Here is a 17,699-nt window from a genome sequence, read left to right on the forward strand (position 1 = left end):
GCGACTATGAGCGACTCCCAAGGGCTGGCGACGGGCGAACGCGCACCCAACGTCTCGGCGCCGCTCGTCGGACCGGACGGGGAGGCCACCGAGACCCCGCTGGCCGACCTCTGGAACGACAAGCCGGTGTTGCTCAGCTTCTACACCAACGACTTCAGTCCCGACTGCATCGAGGAGTGGTGTGCGTTCCGCGACTACGACTGGTTCACCAGCAACGACGACGTGCAGGTCGTCGGCGTCAGCAAGTCCCGGGCCTACACCCACGAGAAGTTCATCGACTACCTCGATCTGAGCTTCCCGCTGTACGCCGACTGCGACCTCGCGATCTCCGACGCCTTCGGGGTGACCTACCGGACGTTCAAGATCGCGACCAGATCGCGGCGGTCGTGTTTCCTCCTGGACAGCGACGGGGTGGTCCGGTACAAGTGGGTGGGCGAGCATCCGCTCGACCCGACCCGCGACCAGCCGCCGATCTCCGAGATCCACGAGACCATCGCCGAGGAGTTCGGCGGCGAGGGGCCCGAGACGTTCGGCTTCTAATCGAGAGGGTCCTCGCGGTCCCGGACCCACGCCTCGCTCTCGAACTTGGCCGTCGCGCGGTCGCGTGCGCGATCGAGTTCGTCGTCGGTCCACGAACCGGCCTCGGCATCGGCCCACTCTCTGAGGGCGTCTTCGACGGCCTCGACGGCGTCCTCGCGGGCGACGCCCGCCTGTTCGCGTATCGACGTCACGCGCTCGCGGAACTCGGCGGGCGTCGTCGCCGGGTCGGCGAACGTCGCGAGGTGGCGCTCGGCGTCGACGTCGAACTTGAGCGAGCCGTGCTGGATGACCGCGTCCTTCCGGCGGTACTGGGCGTTGCCCGAGATCTTGCGAGCGTGGCCGTCGGCGCGGTCTGTCGAACCGCCCGCGACCACGTCGTGAGCGGGGTGGAGCTCCCGGAGGTAGCAGGCGGGCTGGTGGATCTCGGGGAGCTTCTCGTCGGTGAACTCGGCGTCCACCCCGAGGCGTTCGAAGGCGTCGAAGATCGGCTCGCAGAGGAGCTCGTAGGTCTCCATCAGATCGCCCGGAAGCTCGTCGGCGGGCGCGACGATGGTGTAGGAGATGTCGGCGTACTCGTCGTGATAGATGCCGCCACCGCCGGTCGGGCGCCGGGTGACGGTGATCCCCTCCCGGTCGCAGAACTCCCACGCCACCGTGTCGGGGTCCTGCCGGTAGCCAAGCGAGAGGGTGCTCGGCTCCCACCGGTACACCCGGACCGTCCGGGGACCGCCGGCGGCCGCCGTCTCGGCGGCGACCTCGTCGAGCGCCATGTTCGTCGGGCCGCGCCGGGACTCCTCGGGGATCAGCCGCCACTCGCGGTCGGACAGCGCCATACCGGGGGTTCGCGCGAGGGGACCAAGTGGATTGCGGAGCCCCGGCGAGGACGGAGCGGGACGAGAAAAGACTAAGTGGTTTAGGCCCACCTAAACAAGTATGAGGTCGACCCGAAAACCCCGAACGCGTCGGAGCCGAGCGTGGGCGTACGTCTGTGCCGGCCTGTTCGGCCCGGCCGAGGCCGACGACCCGGACGGCGACGACGCGCGATAGGCCGTCGAGCGCGGACGCGCGGGGCTTTTACCCGCCCGACGCGTAGGCGCGACTAATGGTTCAGAACGTCGCGGGCATGCTGACCGAGTTGGAGCCCGAGGACTTCCACCTGCTGTCGGGCGTCGAGCAGGGGATGCGGTTCTCGGAGTGGGTCGCTCGCGAGAAGATTCCGGAGTTCTCGCGGCTCACCGCCGAGGAGGTCGACTACCGGCTCGACCGGTGTCTCGACCGCGAACTCTTGGAGCGCCGGACGATTCAGTACGAGGGCTACAAGCTCAAGTTCGAGGGGTACGACGCGCTTGCGCTACACACCTTCGCCGAGCGCGAGAGCGTCGAGGGGTTCGGCGCGCCCCTCGGAGTGGGCAAGGAGAGCGACGTCTACGAGGTCCAGTCGTACAAGCCCCTCGCGCTCAAGTACCACCGCGAGGGGTTCACCAACTTCCGGGAGGTGATGAAAGAGCGCGACTACACCGCCGACCGCGAGCACGTCTCGTGGCTCTACACCGCCCGGAAGGCGGCCGAGCGCGAGTACGAGGCGCTGGAGGCGCTCTACCCCGACGTGGCGGTCCCCCGGCCCGTCGACCACAACCGTCACGCGATCGTGATGGAGAAGATCGACGGCGTGGAACTCTCTCGGACGAAGCTAGAGGACGAGCAGGTCGTCGCCGTCCTCGATCTGATCCTCGCGGAGATGGGCGACGCCTACGCGGCGGGATACGTCCACGCCGACATGAGCGAGTACAACGTCTTCGTCAACGAGGGCGGCATCACCATCTTCGACTGGCCGCAGGCGACCCCGACCGACCACGAGAACGCCGCCGAACTGCTCGAACGCGACGTCGAGAACGTTGTCGGGTACTTCCGACGGAAATACCCCCGAATCGTGCCCGACGAGGTCGACGCCGCCGGGCTGGCGACCGGCCTCGCGGACGGGTCGTTCGAGTCCGTCCGCGAGTACGGCTCAGAACACTAGCGATACCACCGCCAACACGAGGAACACGATCACCAGCCACTTCGCGACGTCCATCGACAGGCCCGCGATCCCGCCCGCGCCGAGCGCGCCGGCGATGATGGCGAGGACGAAGAACGCGATCGCGAGTTCGAGGACCGCCATGCTATCGACCCCCGAAACCGCAGGGCGATCGAACGGCCGTGCGCCGACGGCGCAGTTGGAGTTCCTGCATGACAGCACGTACCCGCTCTCCACCGTTAGTTATTAGCCGGGTATGTCTCCGATAAGCCGGCGTTAGTGCGTGGGACGGTCGGGAACGGTTGCAACGGAAGACGAAGCCCTTAAATCCGAACGACGAGAACTCCGAGTAACTCGCTGGCGGACGGGCACCAGCGGGCACCTGCGCGTCGCGCCGACCGCTTCCGGTCGGTCGCGACCGCGGGACGGAATGTGGCCTGCGGGGTGCGTTGCACCTCGGGACGTCGAGCGGGGTCGCCCGCGAGACGGGGCTGAACCACCAACGCCCGTGGTGATAACCATGGCAAAGAGCTTCTACTCGCACATCAAGGACGCGTGGAAAAACCCCAACGACGGGGATCTCGGCGAACTGCAGTGGCAGCGAAAGCAGGAGTGGCGCGAGCAGGGCGCCATCGAGCGCATCGAGCGACCGACGCGCCTCGACAAGGCCCGCGAACTCGGCTACAAGGCCAAACAGGGCGTCGTGCTGGCTCGGGTCAGCGTCCGGAAGGGCTCGGCCCGCAAAGAGCGGTTCACCGCGGGCCGCCGGTCGAAGCGCCAGGGCGTCAACCGGATCTACCGGCGCAAGAACCTCCAGCGCATCGCCGAGGAGCGTTCGAGCCGGAAGTACCGCAACCTGCGCGTGCTCAACTCCTACTGGGTCGGCGAAGACGGCAGTCAGAAGTGGTTCGAAGTGATCATGATCGACCCCGAGCACGGCGCCATCCAGAGCGACGACGAGCTGAACTGGATCTGCGACGACAACCACAAGGGTCGGGCCTTCCGCGGGCTGACCAGCGCGGGCAAGAGCAACCGGGGCCTCCAGCAGAAGGGCAAGGGCACCGAGCATAACCGCCCGAGCAACAACGGCGGTCAGGGCCGCGCGAAGTAGCCCCCGGACGTTCGAACACAGTTTTCCGCGATTCGGTCGCCGGCCAGCGGCGGCTTTTTACCCCGAGACCGCCAACGACCGGGCATGAGCCTCTCGCTCGATCCGACGCAACTCGACCGCTACTCGCGCCACATCATCATGGACGAGGTGGGGCCGGAGGGCCAGCAGGCCCTGCTCGACGCCGCCGTGCTGGTGGTCGGCGCCGGCGGGCTCGGATCGCCGGTCGTCCAGTACCTCGCGGCCGCGGGCGTGGGCACGATCGGCGTCGCCGACGACGACGAGGTGGAACTGAGCAACCTCCAGCGCCAGATCATCCACGGCAACGACGACGTCGGTCGGCCCAAGGTCGAGTCGGCGGCCGACTTCGTCGCGGACCTCAACCCCGACGTCGACGTCGAGACCCACGAGGTCCGCGTCGAGCCAGACAACGTCGAGGACCTGATCGCGGAGTACGACTTCGTGGTCGACGCGACCGACAACTTCCGGACGCGCTATCTGGTCAACGACGCCTGCACGCTCTCGGGGACGCCGTTCTCCCACGGCGCCATCTACAAGTTCGAGGGGCAGGTCACGACCTTCACCACCGAGGAGCCGTGCTACCGGTGTCTGTTCCCCGAGGCGCCCCCGGAGGGGATGGTCGCCGACTGTGCGACCACCGGCGTGCTCGGCGCGCTCCCGGGAACGATCGGCAACATTCAGGCCACCGAGACGCTCAAGTGCCTGCTTGGCGCGGGCGAGCCCCTCGACGGGCGGATGATCTTCTACGACGCGATGGAGATGAGCTTCGAGGAGGTCCAGTTCCGCCCGAACCCAGACTGTCCGATCTGTGGCGACGACCCCATCGAGTCGGTCGCGGAGGTGTCGTACGCCGAGGAGTCGTGTCCGGTGAACGCGGACTGACGCGTCGGCGTTTCACGCGGTCGAGCCGGCCGATTTCCGAACCTTGAGAATCGGATTCTACTTATATGTCTCCGGGGAGCCACGGTTCACATGTGAGGTGAACGACGATGGCCACTACCCAAATCACAGACGACGCGAATTCGTTCGAGAGCACCATCGGCGGGGTCACGGTCCGAGGCAAGGCCCACAGCCTGAGCGCGTGGTTCGTGCTTGCGCTCCGGCTCATGATGGGGTACGCGTTCTTCTACTCCGGCTGGACGAAGATCGCGGCCGCCGAGCCGTTCGACGCGCAGGGGTACCTCCTCCACGGGGTCGCCGACGCGAGCCCGCTGGTCGGGGTGTTTACGTGGATGGGCAACACCCCCTGGTTCGTCGACTTCGTGAACGTCGCGGTGCCGTGGGGCGAGCTCCTCATCGGGCTCGGGCTCCTCGTCGGCGCAATGGTCCGGCTCGCGGCGTTCTTCGGGGCCTTCATGATGCTGATGTTCTACTTCGGCAACTGGGAGGTCGCCCACGGGCTCATCAACGGTGACTTCGCGTACATGCTCGTGTTCCTCGCGGTCGCGGCGTTCGGCGCCGGCCGGATCGTGGGGCTCGACGCGCTGATCGAGAAGTTCGAACTCGACGGCGAAGCGCTGGTCGAGAAGTACCCGAAGCTCCGGTACGTGCTCGGGTGACCGACTCGCGTCCCACCGGGACCGACGGTCCCGGACCCCTTCGACGCTCGACGCTTCGGGCCGTCGTCAACGTTCGGTGAACGCGTGACGCATGAACCGCAACTGAGTCGCGTAGTCGTTCCATTCCTCTCTCGTCGTGAGCGCGTACTCCGCGAGCGGTTGGTTCCGGATCAGTTCGAGCTCGACGAGCCGCGTTCGAGCCGGCGTCGGGAGCCGTTCGAACGACTTGACGGTCCGACCGGTCTTGCGCGGGCGGCCGCCGGCCGAGAACCGAACCGGATCGGCGTCTTCGATCGCACCCCGGCGCGAGCGGATCCAGATCTCGTACTCGCCGAACGGCTCGGTGTCGGTCGGCGGGCCGTCGCGAGTGATCTGTGCCTTGAAGCGCATCCCGGGCGACGGGAGCGCCGACCGCTCCCAGAGGAACCCGTCGACGGTCAGTTTGAGCTCTCGGGCCCGGGTCACCCCGCCGTTGAACCGGAGCTTCCCACACCGGTAGGTCGCGTCGCCGATAGCGAAGTCATCGAGCGCCTCGTATCGGACGTCGGTCTCGTACTGGAACGGTAACGGCGTGTGGAACGCCTGTTCGCGGATCGGGCGGCGCTCGCGGTCGTCGCCAGCGTCCGACGACGACCCGGCCCACTCGCGGGCGTTCCCGTCTTTGGGATCGATCCACGTCGACATACGTAATGATTTATCATTTTGTAGTATAAATCTACCGGGGCGACACGCCACCGGGCGCCCGACCGCAGACGAGAGCGGCCGCGCCGCCAGACCGGCCGTTCGTCGGTCGTACCGCCGAGCGTCCGAGTCCGCCCGTGTCGCGGCCGCCACGCTCGTCTCGGAATCTCGTCCGTTCCGCCGACTGGACGAGGGGGCAGTTCCGGCCGAACTACGGGCGATCCCCGACCTTTTGTGCCGGCCGACGCTACCCCGGGGTATGAGCCAGTCCGCAGCGACCGTCACGGTGTACTCCGATTACGTCTGTCCGTTCTGCTATCTCGGCCGCGAGTCGCTCCGGGAGTACCGGGCGTCCCGCGAGGGCGACCTCGAAGTCGACTGGCACCCGTTCGACCTCCGGTCGGGCAAGCGCAACCCCGACGGGACGATCGACCACTCGGTCGAGGACGGAAAGGGCGAGGACTACTACGAACAGGCCCGCGAGAACGTCCGGCGCCTCCAAGAAGAGTACGGCGTCGAGATGGCCCAGGAGATCGCGACCGACGTCGACTCGCTTCCCGCCCAGATCGCCTCCTACTACGTGAAGACTAACCGCGACTACGAGACGTGGCTGGCGTTCGACGTCGCGATCTTCGAGGCGCTCTGGCAGGACGGGGCCGACATCGGCGACGCGGACCTGCTGGTCGACCTCGCCGAGGAGGCCGGGGTCGACGGAGCCGAGATCCAGTCGGCGCTCGACGACGAGCGCCTCCGCGAGGCGGTCCGCGCGAAGTTCACCGAGGCCCAACAGCAGGGCGTGACCGGCGTCCCGACGTTCGCCTACGACGGCCACGCCGCCCGCGGGGCCGTCCCCCCGGAACACCTCGAACGACTGGTCGAGGGGACCTGAGCCCCGAACGCGCGGTCGACTCCACGCGCTTTTACGCTCGCGGTGCGTACCCCACGCTATGAGCGAAACAGCCGAGCGCGTCGCGACGGCCTGTCCGTCGTGTTCGCCCGACGCCGAGACCGTCCACGAGGTGCTGTCCTCGGGCGGCGGTCGCGTCACCGTGCGGTGCACCGAGTGCAGTCACGTCCACAAGACCCAGATCGAGCGCGAAGACGACGTCGAGCGCGACGTCGTCGTCTCACAGGACGGCGAGTCGTTCACCGCGACCGCCGAGGCGCCGCCCTCAGAGACGGTGGCGGTCGGCGAGGAGTTCGTCCTCGAAACGCCCGAGGCGATCATGGTCGTCCGGATCACCGACCTCCAACTCGGCGACGAGGTTCGGAAAGAAGAGGCCACGGTCGAGGACGTCGAGACGTTCTGGACCCGCGCGGTCGACAACGTCCGCGTGAACGTCACCGTCAATCCCGACGACGGCCGCGAGGAGGAATCAAAGAGCGTCAAGGTCGACGTGCCCGGCGACTTCGAGTTCGAGGTCGGGGCAAGCGAGGAGTTCGGCGACGAGAAGTTCCGAGTCAAGTCGATCGCGCTCCGCGACGACGCCGTCGGCTACGACTTCGACCCGCTCAGCGAGGACGGCGACACCGCGGTCGCGAAGGACGTCAAACGAGTGTACGCCGACGACGAGACCTCGTCGGCCTGGTCGGCGTGGTAAGGGGGTGAGCGAGCGTGACACCGGGTGGGGGCCCGAGCTTCGAGGACGCGCGCGAACGCATGGTCGGCCGGCTCGCCGACCGCGAGGACCTGTCGGAGGCGACGCTCGCGGCGATGCGGGCGGTCCCGCGCCACGAGTTCGTTCCGCCGAACCGCCGCGACCGGGCCTACGAGGACCGACCGTTACCGATCGGCGACGACCAGACGATCAGCGCGCCCCACATGGTGGCGTCGATGGTCGACCAGCTCGACCTCGATTCCGGCGAATCGGTCCTCGAAATCGGGACCGGGTGTGGGTATCACGCCGCGGTCACCGCCGAAGTCGTCGGGGCCGAGAACGTCTCCAGCGTCGAGTACCACGAGTCGCTCGCCGAGTCGGCCCGCGAGCGACTCGCCGAGTTGGGCTACGGCGACGTCTCGATCCGGGTCGGCGACGGCCACGAGGGGTGGCGGGCACACGCGCCGTACGACGCCGCCTACCTGACCTGCGCCGCGACCGCGCTCCCCGAGGCGGTGGTCGAACAGGTACGACCCGGCGGACGACTGCTCGGCCCGATCGGCGCGGCGGCCGGCGCCCAGCGGCTCGTCTACGCCCGGCGGCGGGCCGACGGATCGCTCGATCGGGAGACCCGCGGCCGGGTCCGGTTCGTCCCGATGCAGGAAGACTAAGCCGCCCGAGGCTCCTTCTGTCGGTATGGACTACCGCGAAGCGCTGCTGTTGCGAGCCGCCCGCGAGAGCGGCGTGCTGGCGGCGGTGACCACCGACGCCGGGACGCCGAACGCGGTCGCCGACCGGGCCGGCGTGACCGAGCGCGCCGCCCGCATCACCCTCGACGCGATGGCGGAACTGGGCTACCTCGAATCGGTCGACGGCGAGTACGAGATCACGAACCGCGCGCTCGGGTTCGTCGCCAAGGCCGACGTGCGCTCGATCGGACCCGTGCCACACGCCCTCGACTGCGTCGAGCGGTGGATCCGACTCCCCGAGACCATGGCGTCGGGCGAGCCGCCCGAACCGCCCGCCGAGTGGACGACCAACTTCGCGGGCGCGATGGCCAGCGTCGACGAGGCCCTCGTCCGGGCGTGTGTCACCGCCGCGGTCCACCGCAACCCCGACGCCGAGCGCGTCCTCGACGCGGGCGGCGGCCCCGGAGCGTTCGCGGCGGAGTTCGCCAGCCGCGGGTTCGACGTGACGCTGTTCGACCGGCCGGACGTGATCGACATCGACCGGAAACTCCTCGAACACGAACCGATCGAGCTGGTCGAAGGCGATGCGACCGAGAGCCTGCCGGCAGGGTTCGATCTGGTGTTCTGCTCGCGGGTCGCCCACGGGCTCGGCCCCGACGAGAACCGCCGACTGCTCGCCAACGCGTACGACGCGCTCGACCCGGGCGGCGCGGTCGTCCTCGTCGACAGCCTCCGGGGCCGGGCCGACGGCGCCGCTCTGCTCGGCGCGCACATGCTCGCCCAGACCGAGCGCGGCGATACCTACACCGAGGCCCGGTTCACCGAGTGGCTGGAAGCCGCCGGCTTCGAGTCGATCGAGGTCCGGGACGTGCCCGGCACCGACCGACAGGTCGTCGCCGGGCGACGACCGACCGAGTGAGTGGGATCGCCGGGGTCGGGACAGCGTCGGCGCTCGTCGGCCCGATCGGGCCCCCGAGTCCGGCCGCGGCCGCGCGATTCAAGACCCTCGACCACCACCGTGGAGATATGGAACTCGCGGTGCTGCGCGACGACATGGTCGACAGCCTCGAACACCCCTCGAAGGGGTTCGTCGCCAGCGACGAAGTCAGCGCGGCGATGCGGGCGGTCCCGCGCCACGAGTTCGTGGAGGACGATCGACTGGCCTACGCCGACCGGTCGTTCGAGCACAGGGGGACCCGCGTTCTCGCGCCCAGTACCGCCGCCCGCCTGCTGGAGGCCCTCGACGCGTCGGCCGGCGACTCGGTCCTCGTCGTGGGCGCCGGCGTCGGTTACACCGCGGCCGTCCTCGCGGAGATCGTCGGCGAGCGAAACGTCCACGCCGTCGACATCACACGGAGTCTCGTGCTCGACGCGCGGGCGAACCTCTCGACAGCGGGGTACGACGGCGTGTTCGTCGACCGTCGGAACGGCGCCGACGGACTCCCGGAGTACGCGCCGTTCGACCGCATTCTGGTGGAGGCCGCCGCGGTCGAGCCGCCCCGGGCGCTGATCGACCAGCTCGCGCCCGACGGCCGGCTGGTGATTCCGCTCGGGACCGGCGAGCAGTCGCTGACGATCGTGACCGACGATGAGTCGGCGTCCCGGCCGCTCGGGACCGTGCTGTTCGCGCCGCTGCTCGCCGACGGCGAGCACGCAGACGCCGTCGAGCGCAACCGGACCGTCCGCGAGGACCGCGAGCGCGCCGATCGGGCCCGCGAACGCCGGACCGGCTGGGAGCACGACTGGATCGACTGGGACGGCTACTCGTAGTCGGCCAACACGAGTATCGCGGTGTTTTCCCGATCGTCGGCGTACTCGGTGCCGGCGGGGGGCTTTATCGACACGTCGAGGGTTCCCTCCGGCTGATTCGAACCCAGTTCGGGGTCGATGTCGACGGTCGCCCGACCGTCGTCGCCGGTCGTCCCGGTGGCGACGCCGTCGATCGTCGCCGTGCCGCTCCGGACGACGACCGTCGCGTCCGAGACCGGGGCGCCGTCCGGGTCGACCACTTCGACCTCGACGCTCTGGTCGGTCGGACCGACCACGTCCGGCGACGGTCTGGCGTCGAGTTCGGTCACGGTGAGGCCGTTCAGCCCCGAGAGCATGTTCATCATCACGCCGAGGCTGGCGACCCCGACCACGAGAGCGATGACGAGTCGGATCGGGAGCCCCTCGATGGCGCGGTCGTCGTCGCGAAAGCGGTCGAACGCGGTGCAATCGAAGGGATCCGGACAGCCCAGTGGGTGAGCCATAGCCGGGGCTGGTCCCGGCTTCGGACTTAAACCCTCGCGCGAACGTTTATCCACCGAACCGCGCCAACCGGATCGCGTGTCCCGAATCCTCGGTCGCCGCGAGTCGGAGTCCGGTCCCGAACGCCCGGCGGGCCACCTCGGTTCGTATCGCGCACGCGACGGGAGCCCCGGCGCGCGGGTCCGCCTCGACTTCGAGTCGTCCCACGCGGGCGTCGTGGTGGGCAAGCGCGGCTACGGCAAGTCCTACACGCTGGGCGTCCTCGCCGAAGAACTCGCCGACTCGACGGGGGTCGCCCCGATCGTCGCGGACCCGATGGGAATCTTCGACTCGCTCGGGACGCTCGGCGCCGAGGTGGTCGCCGAGCCCCGGGTGGCCGCCGACGCGCTCGGCCCGCGGACGTGGTGTGACCTGCTGGGGCTCGCCCCGGACTCGGCGGTCGGGGCGCTGGTCTGGCGGGCCGCCGCGGCCCGGGCGACGCTCGAGGGAATGCAGTCGTTCGTCGCTGGCACCGACACGAAAGCCGATCGGTCGACCAGACGGGCCGCGGAGAACCACCTCGCGCTCGCCGACTCGTGGGACGCGTTCGCGCCGGACGGGCTGACCGCCGCCGACCTCCTCGGCGACCCCCCGGAGGCGGCGTCCGAGACGCGTTCGGGCGTCGTGGTCGACCTCTCCGGGCTGGACGCCGAGGCCGCGAACGCGGTCGTACGCGGGATCGCTCGCGACCTCTACGACCACTGCGTCCGCGAACGCCCGGCCCGGCTCCCGTGGCTACTCGTCGACGAGGCCCACGCGTTCTTCGACGGCGTCGCGGGGCCCGCGCTCCGGACCGTCCTGACCCGGGGTCGCCAGCCGGGGGTCAGCCTCGTGGCGGCCACCCAGCGCCCGGCCGCGTTGCCGGCGGTCGCGGTCTCGCAGGCCGACCTCCTGTTCGCCCACCGGCTCACGTCTCGGGCGGACATAGACGCCCTCGGGGACGCCCGGCCGACGTACGTCGCGTCGGCGCTCGGCGAGCGACTCCCCGAGAAACCCGGCGAAGCGCTCGTGGTCGACGACGCGACCGAGAGCGTCCACGCGGTCCGGATCCGCGAGCGCGAGACGGCCCACGGCGGGGGCGGATCGCGGGCGTCCGATCGGGCGTGAGGCTTCGAAAACGGTATCCCGCCGCCGCGTCTCCTCACGGCCGGATGTCGGACACGAACCCCACGGGCGCGAGCTCGGGGGCGCTTCGACCGCTCGCGCTGGTCGCGATCGGCGGGTTCGCCGGGGCGGTGGCTCGCTACGCCGTCGGAGTGGCGCTCCCGGCGGGCTTCCCGTGGGGGACGCTCGCGGTCAACGTCGCGGGGAGCTTCGCGCTGGGTGCGTTGAGCTACGAGTCTCGGCTGGTCGGTCGAGTCGGCCCCCGGACCCGGCTGATGGCCGGGACCGGCTTTCTCTCGTCGTTTACCACCTACAGCACGTTCGCGGTCGAGACCGCCGCGCTCTCGCCCGCGCTAGCGGTCGCGAACGTCGGCGCGAACTACGGACTCGGGTTCGTCGGGGTGGTGGCCGCCCGCGCAGTCGTCTCGGGGGTGGCGAGATGAACGCCCCGCTGTTGGTCGGTGCGGGCGGCGTCCTCGGGGCGGTGGCTCGCTACGCGGTCGGCCGGCGCCTTCCGGGTCGGACCGCGGACACCTTCGCGGTGAACGTCCTCGGGAGCCTCGCGCTCGGAGCCCTGACCGTGGGCGTTCCGGCGAACGCGCCGGTTTCGGCCGCGTTCGGCGTCGGCTTCTGCGGGGCCTTCACGACGTTTTCGAGTTTCGCCGTCGAGACGGTAACGCTCTACGAAGAAGGGCGACGGCGGGCGGCGGTCCGGAACGCCGTGCTCAACCTCGTCGGCGCGCTGATCGCGGTCGGGATCGGCGGCTGGCTGGCGAGCGCCCTCGGATGAGCCCCGTCGAGTGTCGGTGATCGTCGATCGCGAGCCGCCCAGATCAGACGTAGCGAGCGCACGCTACACGAGGCTCGTCGGGATGAGTCGCGGAAGAAAGCGCCCGAGGCGGGATTTAAACCACGGTCGTTCCACTCGCCGCGCTCGGTCACTTCCTGTTTCAAATCCCTTCGATCGCGGGCTCGCCGGAGACGAGTGCCAGAGACGACCCAAGCAGTGCTCGTCGATATGGTTCGCGGAAGAAAGCGCCCGAGGCGGGATTTGAACCCGCGTCACAACCGTGACAGGGTTGTATGATGGGCCACTACACCACCCGGGCTTTCGTCTGCACTTGCCTCTTTCGCCGGCTTATATTAAGGCGTGCCGGTTTCGTGCGCCATCGGTGTGTGCTATCGGATGGCAAGACAACTCGGTTGCCTTCACCACGGGGTCGGTGCGTTTCAGTTCGGTCCCCTCGCCCGTGTGCTTCGTCTCCAGGACCGTCCGGGGAATGGTTCGACACCTATTCTACAACGGCTTCCACCCCGTGTTCCCGTGGATGGCGTTTCTGCTGTACGGGATGATTCTCGGCCGGATGGATCTCCAGAACGTCTCCCTTCGGCGACGCGTGATGGGCGGTGCGATCGCCGTCGCGGTCGCGGCGGAATCCGTCTCGTGGATACTCACCGAGACAGTGGCCGGCAGTCTCCACTCGGTGCCGCGGTCGGATATCGCGTTCCTGTTCGGGACACAGCCGATGCCGCCGATTCCCCTCTACATTCTCGCGGGGGCTGGTACCGCAACGATAGTGATAACGGACTGTCTCGAGCTCTGTGAGTACGTCTCTAACGAAGACCTGCTTCAGCCGCTCGTCGCGACCGGACAGATGGCGTTGAGCCTCTACGTCGCACACGTCTTGCTCGGAATGGGTGCTCTGGAGGCGATCGGCCGTCTCGAAGACCAATCGCCGCCCTTCGCGATGGCCAGCGCGCTGACGTCCTCCGTACTAAGTATCGGCTTCTCGTATCTGTGGCTCCGACGGTACTCGCGGAGTCCGCTCGAACAGGTCATGCGCACGCTGACAGATAGAGAACTCTGGTCGTGAGAACTACCGGTGGGAGAAACCGCCAGCGGGCGTTCGATTTGATCGAGCGTTCGCTCGGAGCTAGCGGCTCGCGAGTCGACGTCACCAGAAAGCGCCCGAGGCGGGATTTGAACCACGGCCGTTCCACTCGCCGCGCTCGGTCACTTCTTGTTTCAAATCCCTTCGATCACGGGCTCGCCAGAGACGAGTGCCCGAGACGACCCAAGCAGTGCTCGTCGATATGGTTCGCGGAAGAAAGCGCCCGAGGCGGGATTTGAACCCGCGTCACAACCGTGACAGGGTTGTATGATGGGCCACTACACCACCCGGGCTTTCGAACGCATTCAGTCGTTGACCTCGGTCGGACTTAAGGCTTCTCAAACGAGTCCGGTGTGGTCGACGGTCGCGTGGGGGACTGCGCCCCAAACAATTTATACTTCGACGCAGTTCGTGACACCAATAGGCGCCCGACCGTGGCCGGGAGACGGGCGCGGCCCGGGCCGGATAGCCCGTCGTGTGGCCCCTACTTAGCAAGTCTTAAATGAGCGACGCGTGTAATGCCCTGTAGTATCTCGTGACAGCCATTTCTTCACTTTCCCAGAGAGCCCATCGCCACACATGGTAGACGTAAGCCAACACAACCTCGTTCCGGACCACAGCATCGTCGACGATGCCGAGTTAGACGACGTGCTGGAGGAGTACGACATCAAAGAGACCGACTTACCCAAGATCAAGCGGACCGACCCCGCGTTGCCCGACGACGCCGAGGTCGGCGACGTCATCAAGATCGTGCGCGACTCCCGAACGACCGACACCGCGACCGTATACCGACTCGTCGTAGAATAATGAACAGGGAAGATCGACGCGCCATATCGCAGGAGTATTTCTCGAAAGAACGGCTCGCAGAGCACCACTACCGCTCGTTCAACTCGTTTCTCGAGCGGGGGATGCAGCGGGTAGTCGACGAGAAAGAGACCATCGACACCGACATCGGCGACAAAGAAGACGAGGAGCCGGTCCACGTCGAACTCGGCGACGTCCGGGTCGTGACGCCGCGAGTCCGGGAGGCCGACGGGAGCGAGGAGCTCCTCTACCCTCAGGAGGCCCGGCTTCGAAACATCACCTACGCCGCGCCCGTGTTCATGGAGATGTCCATCGTCAAGGGCGAGGGCGAGGACGAACGCGTGGTCGACGCCACCGAGACCAAGGTGGGCCGGATGCCCATCATGGTCGGCTCCCAGAAGTGTAACATCGCGGGCTTCTCCGACGAGGAACTCATCGACATCGGCGAGGACCCGGCCGACCCCGGCGGCTACTTCATCGTCAACGGCTCCGAGCGGGTGCTGATGACGAGCGAGGACCTCGCGCCGAACAAGATCCTCGCGGAGTACGACAGCAAGTACGGCGACGAGATTCAGGTCGCCAAAACCTTCAGCCAGCGTCGGGGCTACCGCGCGCTGGTGCTCGTCGAGCGGACCCGCGACGGCCTGCTCGAAGTGTCGTTCCCGTCGGTCTCGGGGAGCGTCAACTTCGTCACGCTCGTCCGAGCGCTCGGGCTCGAATCCGACGAGGAGATCGTCCACCGGGTCTCCGACGACCCCGAGATCGTGAAGTTCATGCTGGAGAACCTGGAGGCCGCCGACGTCCAGACCGAGGAAGAGGCGATCGAGACCCTCGGCAAGCGCGTCGCCTCCGGACAGGGCAAAAACTACCAGCTCAAGCGCGCGAACTACGTCATCGACCGCTACCTCCTGCCTCACCTCCACGAGGAGGGGGTCGAGGAAGAGGACGTCCGCATCAACAAGGCCTACTACCTCTGTCGGATGGCCGAGGCGTGTTTCGAGCTCGCGCTCGAACGCCGCGAGTCCGACGACAAGGACCACTACGCGAACAAGCGCCTGAAGGTCTCGGGCGACCTCATGAAGGACCTGTTCCGGACGGCGCTCAACAAGCTGGCACGCGACGTGAAGTACCAGCTCGAACGCGCCAACATGCGCAACCGTCAGCTGTCGGTCAACACCGTGGTCCGGTCGGACGTGCTGACCGAGCGGCTCGAACACCCCATCGCGACGGGCAACTGGGTCGGCGGCCGGTCGGGCGTCTCCCAGCTGGTCGATCGCACCGACTTCATGGGCGTGTTGAGCCACCTCCGGCGGCTTCGCTCGCCGCTCTCCCGGAGCCAGCCCCACTTCGAGGCGCGGGACCTCCACGCGACCCAGTGGGGTCGCATCTGTCCCTCCGAGACCCCGGAGGGGCCAAACTGTGGGCTGGTGAAGAACTTCGCGCAGGCGATGGAGCTGTCACAGAACGTCGAAGACGAACAGGGCCTGAAACGAGAACTGGCGTCGATGGGTGTCGAGGGGATCCCCGGCATCGAGGGCGTCGAACCAACAGCAAGCGCAGACGACTAACATGAGTCAGGGACGAGAAGCCAAAGTGTACGTGAACGGCAGTCTGGTCGGAACCCACCCCGACCCGGAACAGCTCGCAGAACAGGTCCGCCACGCCCGCCGGCGCGGGGACATCTCCGAGATGGTCAACGTGTCGGTCAAAGAGCGGACCCGCGAGATCATCATCAACGCCGACGCCGGCCGCGCCCGGCGGCCCCTGCTGGTCGTCGAGGACGGCGAGGCCCTCATCACCGAGGAGGAGGTCGAAGCGCTCAAAAACGAGGACCTCGACTTCGAGGACCTCGTCGAGCGCGGCAAGGTCGAGTTCATCGACGCCGAGGAAGAAGAGGACATCTACGTCGCGGTCGACGAGGACGACCTCAACGACGACCACACCCACCTCGAAGTCGACCCACAGCTCATCTTCGGCATCGGCGCGGGGATGATCCCGTACCCCGAGCACAACGCCTCCCCGCGGATCACGATGGGATCGGGGATGATCAAGCAGTCGCTCGGCCTGCCGGCGGCGAACTACCGCATCCGGCCCGACACCCGCCAGCACCTGCTCCACTACCCTCAGCTCTCGATGGTCAAGACCCAGACCACCGAGCAGATCGGTTACGACGACCGTCCGGCCGCCCAGAACTTCACGGTCGCGGTCATGTCCTACGAGGGGTTCAACATCGAGGACGCGCTGGTCATGAACAAGGGGTCGGTCGACCGGGCGCTCGCGCGCTCGCACTTCTTCCGGACCTACGAGGGCGAAGAGCGCCGGTACCCCGGCGGTCAGGAGGACCGCTTCGAGATCCCGTCCGACGACGTGCGCGGGGCGCGCGGCGAGGACGCCTACACCCACCTCGACGAGGACGGCCTCGTCAACCCCGAGACCCGAGTCGACGAGAGCTCGGTCCTGCTCGGGAAGACCAGCCCGCCCCGGTTCCTCGAAGAGCCCGACGACATGGGCGGTCTCTCCCCCCAGAAGCGTCGGGAGACCTCCGTCACGATGCGGTCGGGCGAGTCCGGCGTCGTCGACACGGTCACCCTGATGGAGGGCGAGGACGGCTCGAAGCTCTCGAAGGTGTCGGTGCGCGACGAGCGGATTCCCGAACTCGGCGACAAGTTCGCCTCGCGTCACGGCCAGAAGGGCGTCGTCGGCCACATCGCCCCGCAGGAGGACATGCCGTTCACCGAGGAGGGCGTCGTGCCCGACCTCATCCTCAACCCCCACGCGCTGCCGTCCCGGATGACGGTCGGCCACGTTCTGGAGATGATCGGCGGGAAGGTCGGCGCCCTCGAAGGCCGACGCGTCGACGGCACCGCCTTCACCGGTGAAGACGAAGACGAACTCCGCGAGGGCCTCGAAGAGCAGGGGTTCAAGTCCTCGGGCAAGGAGATCATGTACTCGGGCGTCACCGGCGAGAAGATCGAGGCCGAGATCTTCATCGGCACCATCTTCTACCAGAAGCTCTACCACATGGTGTCGAACAAGCTCCACGCCCGCTCGCGCGGTCCGGTGCAAGTGCTGACCCGCCAGCCCACCGAGGGCCGGGCCCGCGAGGGCGGGCTCCGGGTCGGGGAGATGGAACGCGACGTGCTCATCGGGCACGGCGCGGCGCTCACGCTCAAAGAGCGTCTCCTCGACGAGTCGGACCGCGAGTGGATCTACGTCTGTGCGAAGTGCGGGATGAGTGCGGTCGAGAACGTCGAGCAGAACCGGGTGTACTGCCCGAACTGCGACGAGGAGACCGACATCCACGAGATCGAGATGTCCTACGCGTTCAAGCTCCTGCTCGACGAGATGAAGGCGCTCGGTATCGCGCCGCGACTCGAACTGGAGGACGCGGTCTAAA

Annotated in this window: 21 protein-coding genes and 2 tRNA genes; 17 read left to right on the forward strand and 6 right to left on the reverse strand. The window is 67.9% G+C overall.

Annotated elements, in window-relative coordinates:
* The first annotated feature begins 6 nt into the window (after positions 1-6).
* Entirely contained in the window at positions 7-540 is a 534-nt protein-coding gene (locus EPY72_RS05145) for a redoxin domain-containing protein (RefSeq protein ID WP_135805770.1), read from the forward strand.
* Here the strand turns inward: EPY72_RS05145 and EPY72_RS05150 are convergent.
* A complete protein-coding gene (locus EPY72_RS05150) occupies positions 537-1,373 on the reverse strand; it encodes a lipoate--protein ligase family protein (RefSeq protein ID WP_135805771.1) in 837 nt (278 codons plus the stop codon). The two genes, EPY72_RS05145 and EPY72_RS05150, sit on opposite strands and share 4 nt — an antisense overlap.
* A 269-nt stretch (positions 1,374-1,642) precedes the next feature.
* Between EPY72_RS05150 and EPY72_RS05155 the strand changes: the two genes are divergently transcribed.
* Complete coding sequence (locus EPY72_RS05155) at positions 1,643-2,560, forward strand: serine/threonine-protein kinase RIO2 (protein ID WP_135805772.1); 918 nt, start codon at positions 1,643-1,645, stop codon at positions 2,558-2,560.
* Here the strand turns inward: EPY72_RS05155 and EPY72_RS05160 are convergent.
* Entirely contained in the window at positions 2,549-2,701 is a 153-nt protein-coding gene (locus EPY72_RS05160) for a DUF1328 family protein (RefSeq protein ID WP_134669491.1), read from the reverse strand. The two genes, EPY72_RS05155 and EPY72_RS05160, sit on opposite strands and share 12 nt — an antisense overlap.
* A gap of 376 nt (positions 2,702-3,077) precedes the next feature.
* Between EPY72_RS05160 and EPY72_RS05165 the strand changes: the two genes are divergently transcribed.
* From EPY72_RS05165 to EPY72_RS05175, 3 genes are all read left to right on the forward strand, one after another.
* On the forward strand, positions 3,078-3,668 hold the full coding sequence (locus EPY72_RS05165; RefSeq protein ID WP_134669493.1) for a 50S ribosomal protein L15e: 591 nt from the start codon (positions 3,078-3,080) through the stop codon (positions 3,666-3,668).
* 84 nt (positions 3,669-3,752) lie between these two features.
* Positions 3,753-4,568 (forward strand): SAMP-activating enzyme E1, encoded by an 816-nt coding sequence (gene ubaA / locus EPY72_RS05170; RefSeq protein WP_135805773.1) that lies wholly within the window; start codon positions 3,753-3,755, stop codon positions 4,566-4,568.
* 107 nt (positions 4,569-4,675) lie between these two features.
* Entirely contained in the window at positions 4,676-5,245 is a 570-nt protein-coding gene (locus EPY72_RS05175; protein ID WP_134669497.1) for a DoxX family membrane protein, read from the forward strand.
* 66 nt (positions 5,246-5,311) lie between these two features.
* Here EPY72_RS05175 and EPY72_RS05180 read toward each other — a convergent pair whose 3' ends face one another.
* Positions 5,312-5,929, reverse strand: coding sequence for a hypothetical protein (locus EPY72_RS05180; RefSeq protein ID WP_134669499.1), 618 nt, complete (start codon positions 5,927-5,929; stop codon positions 5,312-5,314).
* A 256-nt stretch (positions 5,930-6,185) separates the two neighbouring features.
* On the opposite strand from EPY72_RS05180, the gene EPY72_RS05185 reads away from it, so the two are divergent.
* The 5 genes from EPY72_RS05185 (at position 6,186) to EPY72_RS05205 (ending at position 9,983) form a co-directional block, all read left to right on the forward strand.
* Positions 6,186-6,815 carry a DsbA family oxidoreductase gene (locus EPY72_RS05185; protein ID WP_135805774.1) on the forward strand — a complete coding sequence of 210 codons (630 nt, stop codon included), beginning with the start codon at positions 6,186-6,188 and terminating at the stop codon, positions 6,813-6,815.
* Positions 6,816-6,873: 58 nt separating this feature from the next.
* Positions 6,874-7,527, forward strand: a complete 654-nt coding sequence (locus EPY72_RS05190; RefSeq protein ID WP_135805775.1) for an HVO_0476 family zinc finger protein — start codon at positions 6,874-6,876, stop codon at positions 7,525-7,527.
* Between the two features lie 14 nt (positions 7,528-7,541).
* Positions 7,542-8,195, forward strand: coding sequence for a protein-L-isoaspartate(D-aspartate) O-methyltransferase (locus EPY72_RS05195; protein ID WP_280177958.1), 654 nt, complete (start codon positions 7,542-7,544; stop codon positions 8,193-8,195).
* 25 nt (positions 8,196-8,220) lie between these two features.
* Positions 8,221-9,132 (forward strand): methyltransferase, encoded by a 912-nt coding sequence (locus EPY72_RS05200; RefSeq protein ID WP_135805776.1) that lies wholly within the window; start codon positions 8,221-8,223, stop codon positions 9,130-9,132.
* A gap of 107 nt (positions 9,133-9,239) precedes the next feature.
* Positions 9,240-9,983, forward strand: coding sequence for a protein-L-isoaspartate O-methyltransferase family protein (locus tag EPY72_RS05205; RefSeq protein ID WP_134669698.1), 744 nt, complete (start codon positions 9,240-9,242; stop codon positions 9,981-9,983).
* Here EPY72_RS05205 and EPY72_RS05210 read toward each other — a convergent pair.
* Positions 9,974-10,465, reverse strand: a complete 492-nt coding sequence (locus tag EPY72_RS05210) for a DUF7382 domain-containing protein (protein ID WP_134669506.1) — start codon at positions 10,463-10,465, stop codon at positions 9,974-9,976. The two genes, EPY72_RS05205 and EPY72_RS05210, sit on opposite strands and share 10 nt — an antisense overlap.
* 76 nt (positions 10,466-10,541) lie before the next feature.
* Here EPY72_RS05210 and EPY72_RS05215 point away from each other — a divergent pair, with 76 nt between their 5' ends.
* Genes EPY72_RS05215 through crcB form a run of 3 tightly spaced genes read left to right on the forward strand, consistent with a single transcriptional unit; the run spans position 10,542 to position 12,396 of the window.
* The gene (locus EPY72_RS05215) at positions 10,542-11,609 is read left to right on the forward strand and encodes an ATP-binding protein (RefSeq protein WP_135805777.1); all 1,068 of its coding nucleotides are present in this window, start codon (positions 10,542-10,544) and stop codon (positions 11,607-11,609) included.
* 44 nt (positions 11,610-11,653) lie between these two features.
* A complete protein-coding gene (locus EPY72_RS05220; protein ID WP_135805778.1) occupies positions 11,654-12,049 on the forward strand; it encodes a fluoride efflux transporter FluC in 396 nt (131 codons plus the stop codon).
* The gene (crcB, locus tag EPY72_RS05225; protein ID WP_134669512.1) at positions 12,046-12,396 is read left to right on the forward strand and encodes a fluoride efflux transporter CrcB; all 351 of its coding nucleotides are present in this window, start codon (positions 12,046-12,048) and stop codon (positions 12,394-12,396) included. Before EPY72_RS05220 ends, crcB begins: the two co-directional genes overlap by 4 nt.
* A gap of 246 nt (positions 12,397-12,642) precedes the next feature.
* On the opposite strand, the gene EPY72_RS05230 is transcribed toward crcB, so the two are convergent.
* Positions 12,643-12,715 (reverse strand) — tRNA-Asp (locus EPY72_RS05230).
* A gap of 219 nt (positions 12,716-12,934) precedes the next feature.
* Here EPY72_RS05230 and EPY72_RS05235 point away from each other — a divergent pair.
* Complete coding sequence (locus EPY72_RS05235) at positions 12,935-13,480, forward strand: DUF418 domain-containing protein (RefSeq protein ID WP_210423494.1); 546 nt, start codon at positions 12,935-12,937, stop codon at positions 13,478-13,480.
* Between the two features lie 238 nt (positions 13,481-13,718).
* On the opposite strand, the gene EPY72_RS05240 is transcribed toward EPY72_RS05235, so the two are convergent.
* Positions 13,719-13,791, reverse strand: a tRNA-Asp gene (locus EPY72_RS05240).
* Positions 13,792-14,077: 286 nt separating this feature from the next.
* On the opposite strand from EPY72_RS05240, the gene EPY72_RS05245 reads away from it, so the two are divergent.
* Genes EPY72_RS05245 through rpoB form a run of 3 tightly spaced genes read left to right on the forward strand, consistent with a single transcriptional unit; the run spans position 14,078 to position 17,698 of the window.
* The gene (locus tag EPY72_RS05245; protein WP_134669514.1) at positions 14,078-14,305 is read left to right on the forward strand and encodes a DNA-directed RNA polymerase subunit H; all 228 of its coding nucleotides are present in this window, start codon (positions 14,078-14,080) and stop codon (positions 14,303-14,305) included.
* Positions 14,305-15,870, forward strand: coding sequence for a DNA-directed RNA polymerase subunit B'' (locus EPY72_RS05250; RefSeq protein ID WP_134669516.1), 1,566 nt, complete (start codon positions 14,305-14,307; stop codon positions 15,868-15,870). Before EPY72_RS05245 ends, EPY72_RS05250 begins: the two co-directional genes overlap by 1 nt.
* A gap of 1 nt (position 15,871) precedes the next feature.
* Entirely contained in the window at positions 15,872-17,698 is a 1,827-nt protein-coding gene (gene rpoB / locus EPY72_RS05255; RefSeq protein WP_134669518.1) for a DNA-directed RNA polymerase subunit B, read from the forward strand.
* Position 17,699 lies beyond the last annotated feature (1 nt).

The sequence above is a fragment of the Halorussus marinus genome (assembly GCF_004765795.1).
Classification (GTDB): Archaea; Halobacteriota; Halobacteria; order Halobacteriales; family Haladaptataceae; genus Halorussus; species Halorussus marinus.

Bases quoted from the DNA above. Each gene is read 5' to 3' on its own strand.
- EPY72_RS05145 (WP_135805770.1), top strand. From the start codon at position 7: ATGAGCGACTCCCAAGGGCTGGCGACGGGCGAACGCGCACCCAACGTC.
- EPY72_RS05150 (WP_135805771.1), bottom strand. From the start codon at position 1,373: ATGGCGCTGTCCGACCGCGAGTGGCGGCTGATCCCCGAGGAGTCCCGG.
- EPY72_RS05155 (WP_135805772.1), top strand. From the start codon at position 1,643: ATGGTTCAGAACGTCGCGGGCATGCTGACCGAGTTGGAGCCCGAGGAC.
- EPY72_RS05160 (WP_134669491.1), bottom strand. From the start codon at position 2,701: ATGGCGGTCCTCGAACTCGCGATCGCGTTCTTCGTCCTCGCCATCATC.
- EPY72_RS05165 (WP_134669493.1), top strand. From the start codon at position 3,078: ATGGCAAAGAGCTTCTACTCGCACATCAAGGACGCGTGGAAAAACCCC.
- ubaA (WP_135805773.1), top strand. From the start codon at position 3,753: ATGAGCCTCTCGCTCGATCCGACGCAACTCGACCGCTACTCGCGCCAC.
- EPY72_RS05175 (WP_134669497.1), top strand. From the start codon at position 4,676: ATGGCCACTACCCAAATCACAGACGACGCGAATTCGTTCGAGAGCACC.
- EPY72_RS05180 (WP_134669499.1), bottom strand. From the start codon at position 5,929: ATGTCGACGTGGATCGATCCCAAAGACGGGAACGCCCGCGAGTGGGCC.
- EPY72_RS05185 (WP_135805774.1), top strand. From the start codon at position 6,186: ATGAGCCAGTCCGCAGCGACCGTCACGGTGTACTCCGATTACGTCTGT.
- EPY72_RS05190 (WP_135805775.1), top strand. From the start codon at position 6,874: ATGAGCGAAACAGCCGAGCGCGTCGCGACGGCCTGTCCGTCGTGTTCG.
- EPY72_RS05200 (WP_135805776.1), top strand. From the start codon at position 8,221: ATGGACTACCGCGAAGCGCTGCTGTTGCGAGCCGCCCGCGAGAGCGGC.
- EPY72_RS05205 (WP_134669698.1), top strand. From the start codon at position 9,240: ATGGAACTCGCGGTGCTGCGCGACGACATGGTCGACAGCCTCGAACAC.
- EPY72_RS05210 (WP_134669506.1), bottom strand. From the start codon at position 10,465: ATGGCTCACCCACTGGGCTGTCCGGATCCCTTCGATTGCACCGCGTTC.
- EPY72_RS05220 (WP_135805778.1), top strand. From the start codon at position 11,654: ATGTCGGACACGAACCCCACGGGCGCGAGCTCGGGGGCGCTTCGACCG.
- crcB (WP_134669512.1), top strand. From the start codon at position 12,046: ATGAACGCCCCGCTGTTGGTCGGTGCGGGCGGCGTCCTCGGGGCGGTG.
- EPY72_RS05235 (WP_210423494.1), top strand. From the start codon at position 12,935: ATGGCGTTTCTGCTGTACGGGATGATTCTCGGCCGGATGGATCTCCAG.
- EPY72_RS05245 (WP_134669514.1), top strand. From the start codon at position 14,078: ATGGTAGACGTAAGCCAACACAACCTCGTTCCGGACCACAGCATCGTC.
- EPY72_RS05250 (WP_134669516.1), top strand. From the start codon at position 14,305: ATGAACAGGGAAGATCGACGCGCCATATCGCAGGAGTATTTCTCGAAA.
- rpoB (WP_134669518.1), top strand. From the start codon at position 15,872: ATGAGTCAGGGACGAGAAGCCAAAGTGTACGTGAACGGCAGTCTGGTC.